General features: G+C 75.7%; 6 protein-coding genes. 3 read left to right on the forward strand and 3 right to left on the reverse strand.

Annotated elements, in window-relative coordinates; genetic code table 11:
* Positions 1 to 12 precede the first annotated feature (12 nt).
* Together WCS02_RS15515 and WCS02_RS15520 are read left to right on the forward strand one after the other, a co-directional pair.
* Positions 13 to 984 carry an AAA family ATPase gene (locus tag WCS02_RS15515; RefSeq protein WP_340294854.1) on the forward strand — a complete coding sequence of 324 codons (972 nt, stop codon included), beginning with the start codon at positions 13 to 15 and terminating at the stop codon, positions 982 to 984.
* Positions 985 to 1,012: 28 nt separating this feature from the next.
* Positions 1,013 to 2,305 carry a DUF58 domain-containing protein gene (locus WCS02_RS15520; RefSeq protein WP_340294843.1) on the forward strand — a complete coding sequence of 431 codons (1,293 nt, stop codon included), beginning with the start codon at positions 1,013 to 1,015 and terminating at the stop codon, positions 2,303 to 2,305.
* Positions 2,306 to 2,359: 54 nt separating this feature from the next.
* Here the strand turns inward: WCS02_RS15520 and WCS02_RS15525 are convergent, their stop codons facing one another.
* Positions 2,360 to 3,355 carry a stage II sporulation protein M gene (locus tag WCS02_RS15525; protein WP_340294846.1) on the reverse strand — a complete coding sequence of 332 codons (996 nt, stop codon included), beginning with the start codon at positions 3,353 to 3,355 and terminating at the stop codon, positions 2,360 to 2,362.
* Positions 3,356 to 3,490: 135 nt separating this feature from the next.
* Here WCS02_RS15525 and WCS02_RS15530 point away from each other — a divergent pair, with 135 nt between their 5' ends.
* Positions 3,491 to 4,276 (forward strand): RDD family protein, encoded by a 786-nt coding sequence (locus tag WCS02_RS15530; protein WP_340294857.1) that lies wholly within the window; start codon positions 3,491 to 3,493, stop codon positions 4,274 to 4,276.
* Between the two features lie 111 nt (positions 4,277 to 4,387).
* On the opposite strand, the gene ahcY is transcribed toward WCS02_RS15530, so the two are convergent.
* Complete coding sequence (gene ahcY, locus WCS02_RS15535; protein WP_340294849.1) at positions 4,388 to 5,902, reverse strand: adenosylhomocysteinase; 1,515 nt, start codon at positions 5,900 to 5,902, stop codon at positions 4,388 to 4,390.
* A gap of 209 nt (positions 5,903 to 6,111) precedes the next feature.
* Positions 6,112 to 6,904: SIS domain-containing protein (locus WCS02_RS15540; RefSeq protein WP_340294852.1), on the reverse strand; the 793-nt coding region annotated here is incomplete at its 5' end.

Consider the following 6,904-nt stretch of genomic DNA (forward strand, 5'->3'; position numbering starts at 1 on the left):
CCCGAGCCCGGCGTGGCCGCCGCGGCCGCCGCGGACGCCGCGGCCCGCGCCGCCCTGCAGCGCGTGCCGGTCGAGGTCGGCAAGGCGGTCGTCGGCCAGCAGGCCGTGGTCACCGGCCTCGTCATCGCGCTGCTGTGCCGCGGCCACGTCCTCATCGAGGGCGTCCCCGGGGTGGCGAAGACGCTGACGGTGCGGGCCCTGTCGGCGGCGCTGCGGCTGCAGACGGCGCGCGTGCAGTTCACGCCCGACCTCATGCCCGGCGACGTCACAGGCTCGCTGGTCTACGACAGCCGCACCGGGGAGTTCAGCTTCCGGGAGGGCCCGGTGTTCACCAACCTCCTGCTCGCCGACGAGATCAACCGGACGCCCCCCAAGACGCAGGCGTCGCTGCTGGAGGCCATGGAGGAGCGCCAGGTCACGGTCGACGGCCAGCCCCGCCTGCTGCCGGACCCGTTCATCGTCGCCGCGACCATGAACCCGGTGGAGTACGAGGGCACGTACACCCTCCCCGAGGCCCAGCTCGACCGGTTCCTGCTCAAGCTGACCATGCCGCTGCCCGAGCGCGACGTGGAGGTCGAGGTGCTCGAGCGGCACGCCCGCGGCTTCGACCCCCGCGACCTCGCCGGGGCCGGGCTGCGGCAGGTCGCCGGGCCGGAGGACCTCCGCGCGGGCCAGGCTGCCGTCGCCCGGGTCCAGGTGGGCCGCGAGGTCGTCCAGTACGTCGTCGACATCGCCCGCGCCACCCGCACCTCGCCGTCGCTGTCGCTGGGCGTCTCGCCGCGCGGCTCGACGGCGCTGCTGTCGACCGCCCGCGCCTGGGCCTGGCTGACCGGCCGGGACTACGTCACCCCCGACGACGTCAAGGCCATGGCCCGGGCGACCCTGCGGCACCGGGTGCAGCTGCGACCCGAGGCCGAGCTCGAGGGCGTGTCGGTGGAGTCGGTGCTGGACTCCGTCCTGGCCTCGACCCCGGTGCCCCGCTGACCGCGGCGCCGGCCCCGGGACCGCGACGATGACCGTCACCGGGCGGGCCGTGCTCCTCGCGCTGGCGGGGGTGCTGCCCGTCGCGCTGGCCCCCGGCTGGGGCACCGTGCTGGGCTGGGCCGGGCTCGTGGTGCTCGTCGTGCTCCTCGACGTGGCCCTCGCGGTGCCGCCCCGCGCCCTGCGGCTGGAGCGCGAGCCGCTGGGCTCGGTCCGCCAGGACGAGACGACCCAGACCTCGGTGGTCGTCGCCAACCCCACCCGCCGCCGCCTGCGCGCCGTGGTGCGGGACGCGTGGCAGCCCTCGGCGGGGGCCACGAGCACCCGCCAGCGGCTCGTCGTGCCCGCGGGCGAGCGGCGCCGGGTGACCACCGTCCTGGTGCCGACCCGGCGCGGCGACCGGCTCAGCCCCGGGCTCGCCGTCCGGAGCCTCGGCCCGCTGGGCGTCGGCGCCCGGCAGCGCAGCCTCGACCTGCCCGGCCGGCTCCGGGTGCTGCCGCCGTTCCGCTCCCGCCGCCACCTGCCCAGCCGGCTGGCGCAGCTGCGGGAGATCGACGGACGCTCGGCGGTGCAGCTGCGCGGCCAGGGCACGGAGTTCGACTCGCTGCGCGAGTACGTCGACGGCGACGACGTGCGCTCCATCGACTGGCGCGCCACCGCCCGCCGGCAGACGGTCGTCGTCCGGACCTGGCGCCCGGAGCGGGACCGCCGCGTGCTCGTCGTCATCGACTCCGGCCGCACCGCCGCCGCCCGCATCGGCGACGAGCCGCGCCTGGACGCGGCCATGGACGCCGCGCTCCTCCTGGCCGCGCTCGCGTCCCGGGCCGGGGACCGCGTCGACCTGCTCCTGCACGACCGCCGGGTCGTCGGGCGGGTCGAGGGGGCGTCGCGCTCGGACCTGCTCCAGCGCATGGTCGACGTGATGGCGCCCGTCGAGCCGGCGCTGGTCGAGCCGGACTGGTCGATGGTCGCCGCGCAGGTCCGCGCCCGGCTCTCCCGGCGCAGCCTCGTGGTCCTGCTCACCCCGCTGGAGGCCGGGAGCGTCGACTCGGGCCTGCTGCCGGTGCTCGGCCAGCTGTCCCGCCGGCACACCGTCGTGGTGGCGTCGGTGTCGGACCCCGAGCTGGAGGAGATGGCCGGGCGCCGCGGCGACGCGGTGGCCGTCTACGACGCCGCCGCCGCGGCCCGGGCGCGTCTGGACGCCGAGACGGTGACCGGCTGGGTGGCGCGCCTCGGCGTCGAGGTCGTCCGGGGCGACCCGGACTCCCTGCCCCCCGCGCTGGCGGACCGGTACCTCGCGCTCAAGGCGGCCGGGCGGCTCTGAGGGCTTGACTAGGGCTTGACTAGGGCCTGACGAGGGCCTGACGAGGGCCGACGCTCAGCCGGCGACGAGGTCCCGGTCGCCCCGCAGCTCGCGGCGGACGTCACCCGTCTCCCCCGCCCGCACCGCCCGGCCGCCGGGCACGACGACGTAGAGGACGAACAGCCCCCACACGACGGCGCCCACGGTGATCCGCGCCCAGGTCGGCAGCGGCGACGGCGTGACGTACGCCTCGACGACCCCGGACACCAGGAGCACGACAACGAGGCCGGCGGCGATGCCGACCATGGCCCGCCCCTCCTGGGCGAGCGCCTCCAGCCGGGGCCGGGGGCCCGGGTCGATCCAGGCCCAGAACAGCCGCAGCCCGGCCGCCAGCGCGACGAACACGGCGGTGAGCTCGAGCAGCCCGTGGGGGGTGATGAGCCCGAAGAACAGGTCGAGCCGCCCGCACGAGGCCATGAGCCCGCCTGTGGACCCGACGCCGATGGCGTTCTGGACGAACACGAAGACCGGGAACACGCCCGTGATGCCGAAGGCGATCGACTGCGCGGCGATCCAGGCGTTGTTGGTCCACACCTGCCCGGCGAACGAGGCGGCGGGGCTCTCGGAGTAGTACGCCTCGAAGTCGACCTCGCAGAGCTGGCGGACCTGGGCGTCGGAGGCCAGGGACGCCTGCACCTGCGGGTCGCCCGCGACCCACGCGCCGGTCGCCCCGGCGATGAGCAGGAAGGCCACGGCGACCGCGACCGTCAGCCGCCCGGCGCGGTACAGCGCGGCCGGGAACTCCACGGCGAAGAACCGCGCGACGTCGCGCCAGACCGGCTCCCGCGAGCCCGCGACCGCCTGCCGCGCCCTGTTGACCAGGGTCGACAGCCGCGCGACCAGCGACGGGTCCGGCGCGGACGACCTCACCACCGACAGGTGGGTGGAGACCCGCTGGTACAGCGAGACCAGCTCGTCGGCCTCCTCGGCCCCGAGCCGCCGACGGCGCAGCAGCGCCTCCAGGCGGGCCCACTCCCCCGAGTGCGCCGTCACGAAGGCGTCGACGTCCACGGCGGCCACCCTAGTCCGGCGGGTCCCGGCGCCGGGGGCGGGCCGCGTCGCTGTGGGCCACCCGGGTGGGGGCGCACAGCGACGGCGGGCACCCCGGCCGACCGGGGTGCCCGCGGCTAGCCTGGGCGCGTGAGCATGCTGGTGACCGGGGACGCCGTCGTCCTGGAGCTGCCGCCCGCGGGCCTGGGCACCCGGCTGCTGGCCGTCGTCATCGACGTCGTCGTCCAGGTCCTCCTGCTCGCCGGCCTGGTGTGGGCGTTCGCCCGGGGGGTGCAGGTGCTCGACGACGCGGCGCTGTCCGCCGTGGTGCTCGTGGGCGTGGTCCTCGTGCTCGTCGTGCTGCCCGCGACGGTGGAGACGCTGACCCACGGCCGCTCGCTCGGGAAGCTCGCCCTCGGCCTGCGCGTGGTCCGCGACGACGGCGGCCCGGTCCGCAGCCGCCAGGCGGTCGCCCGTGCGCTCGTCGGCTTCGGCGAGATCTACCTGGCGTTGGGGGCGCTGTCGGCGCCGTTCGTCCTGGCGACGCAGCGGTGCAAGCGGCTCGGCGACATGCTCGCGGGCACCTACGTGGTCAACGAGCGCACGGCCCTGGTGTCCTCGCCCATGGTCGTCATGCCGCCGGAGCTCCTCGGCTGGGCCGCCGCGGCGGACCTCGGTCAGCTCCCGGGACCGCTGTCGCTGGCGGCGCGCTCGTACCTGGCCCGGGCCGAGAGCCTCACCCCGCAGGCCCGCGCGGAGCTCGGCGCCCGGCTGGCCGCCGACGTGGCGAGCTTCGTCGCGCCCCCGCCGCCGCCCGGCACCTCGCGCGAGCGCTTCCTCGCCGCGGTGCTCGCCGAGCGCCGGGAGCGGGACCTGCGCCGCATCGCCTCCGAGCAGGAGCAGCTGCGGCGGCTGCGGGACATGGCCGAGCACGCCCGCTGAGCGTCACGACAGCGGGTGCCGACGCGTCGGTACCCGGACGGCACGACGGCACCCTCCGTCGGGTAGACCGACGGAGGGTGCCGTTGTGACGGAACAGGTCGTGCGGGTGGATCAGTAGCGGTAGGCGTCCGTCTTGTACGGCCCGGCGACGTCGACGCCGAGGTACTCGGCCTGCGACTTGGTCAGCTCGGTGAGCTGGACCCCGAGGGCCGCCAGGTGCAGGCGGGCGACCTTCTCGTCGAGGACCTTGGGCAGGACGTGGACGCCGAGCGGGTACTCGTCGGCCTTGGTGAACAGCTCGATCTGCGCCATCACCTGGTTGGTGAAGGAGTTGCTCATGACGAAGCTGGGGTGCCCGGTGGCGTTGCCGAGGTTCAGCAGGCGGCCCTCGGACAGCACGATGACGCTGCGGCCCTCGGGGAAGGTCCACTCGTGCACCTGGGGCTTGATCTCGGTGCGGGTGACGCCCGGGGTGCGGGCGAGGCCGGCCATGTCGATCTCGTTGTCGAAGTGGCCGATGTTGCCGAGGATCGCCTTGTCCTTCATCCGCGCGATCTGCTCGGCGGTGACGACGTCCTTGTTGCCGGTGGCGGTGATGACGATGTCGGCGGTGCCGATGACGTCGTCGAGCACGGCGACCTGGTAGCCGTCCATCGCTGCCTGCAGGGCGTTGATGGGGTCGATCTCGGTGACGATGACGCGGGCGCCCTGGCCGCGCAGCGACTCCGCGGAGCCCTTGCCGACGTCGCCGTACCCGGCCACGACCGCGACCTTGCCGCCGATGAGGACGTCGGTGGCGCGGTTGATGCCGTCGATGATCGAGTGGCGGGTGCCGTACTTGTTGTCGAACTTCGACTTGGTGACCGAGTCGTTGACGTTGATCGCCGGGAACAGCAGCGTGCCGTCGCGCATGCGGTCGTACAGCCGCAGGACGCCGGTGGTGGTCTCCTCGGTGACGCCCTTGATGCCCTTCGCCACGGCGGTCCAGCGCTGCGGGTCGGCGGCGAGGGTACGGCGCAGCGTCTCCAGGACGACGGCGTACTCCTCGTTGTCGTCCTCGGTGGTGGCCGGGACGGCGCCGGCGCCCTCGAACTCGACGCCCTTGTGCACGAGCATCGTGGCGTCGCCGCCGTCGTCGAGGATCATGTTCGGGCCGGTCGAGCCGGAGGCGTCGGCGGGCCAGCGGAGCACCTGGTCGGTGCACCACCAGTACTCCTCGAGCGTCTCGCCCTTCCAGGCGTAGACCGGGATCCCGGTGGGGGCGTCGGGGGTGCCGGTCGGGCCGACGACGACGGCCGCGGCGGCCGCGTCGTCGGTGGAGAAGATGTTGCAGGAGGCCCAGCGGACGTCTGCGCCGAGGGAGACCAGGGTCTCGATGAGCACGGCGGTCTGGACCGTCATGTGCAGCGAGCCGGTGATGCGCGCGCCGGCGAGGGGGGCCTTGCCGGCGTACTCCTCGCGCAGGGACATGAGTCCGGGCATCTCGTGCTCCGCGAGGCGGAGCTGGTGGCGTCCGGTCTCGGCGAGCGAGAGGTCGGCGACGGCGTGGTCGACGACGCGGCCGTCAGGGGCGGTGGCGGTGGCGGCCAGCGCGGCTGCGCGGCCCGGGGGGGTGTCGGAGGACATGTGGATCCTTCCCGCGGCGGTGCCGCGTGGCTCTGGTGCGCGCCGGCGGGTCCCGCCCTGCGCGCACGCCTGTGCGTGCGGATGTCTCCTCGCCCCGGCGTGACCCCTCTGGGCCCTCGGCATCACCGACGCCGTGCGACTGCCAGGCTAACGCGCGGGGGCGCCCCACGGCTTCCCGGGACGGCGCGGCGCCCCCGAGGGCCCAGGCCTCAGCGCGGCGCCGGCGGGTCCTGGGCAGCCCAGATGTCGCGCAGGTCGGCCAGGTGCGGGGACCGGGACGGGTCGACCCGGTTGCCCAGGGCGAGGTAGGTCGCGGCGAAGTCGGTCCGGGCGACGAGGTGGGCGAAACGCTCGAGCGGGCGGCCGGGCGGTGCGACGAGGTCGCTCACCCGCACGCCCGCCCGGGCCGCGACGGTCCGGACCGGGCCGGCGTGGACTGCGGCCTCGTCGTCGGCCAGCAGGAGCAGGCGCAGCGTGGGGCCCGCGGCGCCGTCGAGGAACGGGTCGGCGAACAGGTCGTCCTGCCGGGGGGCGAACGTGCCGTCGAACAGGGCGACGACATCGCTGGCGTCGTCTGGCAGGGTGCCGTGGACGGCCGGGAACCTGGCCGCGCGGGCGAGCATCGACACGGTGCGCGCCGCCGCGGCGTGGGCGGCGTCGCCGTCGCTGAGCACCACCGGCACCGCCCCGTCCAGCTCCATCGCGAGGGACTTGGCGGGGTTGACGAACGCGGGCGACCCGACCCGGCAGGACTCCGCCTCGGCGTCGAGCACGTCGGCGGCCGCGGCGAGGTCGGCCGCCTGGACGTCGAGGACGTCGGCAGCGCCGCAGGCGAGCAGCGCGGGGGTGAGCAACGACCAGAAGCCGGTCCGGGACCCGGCGGGCGGCACGCCCGGCAGCCCGCCGCGGGGCACGGTGAGCACGGTGCCGCGGGCGCGGGCGGTGACGTCCGCCAGCGGGGACCCCGGCCGGCACACGGACACGAGCCGGGCGCCGCGGCGG

It is taken from the genome of Aquipuribacter hungaricus, assembly GCF_037860755.1.
Lineage (GTDB): Bacteria > Actinomycetota > Actinomycetes > Actinomycetales > JBBAYJ01 > Aquipuribacter > Aquipuribacter hungaricus.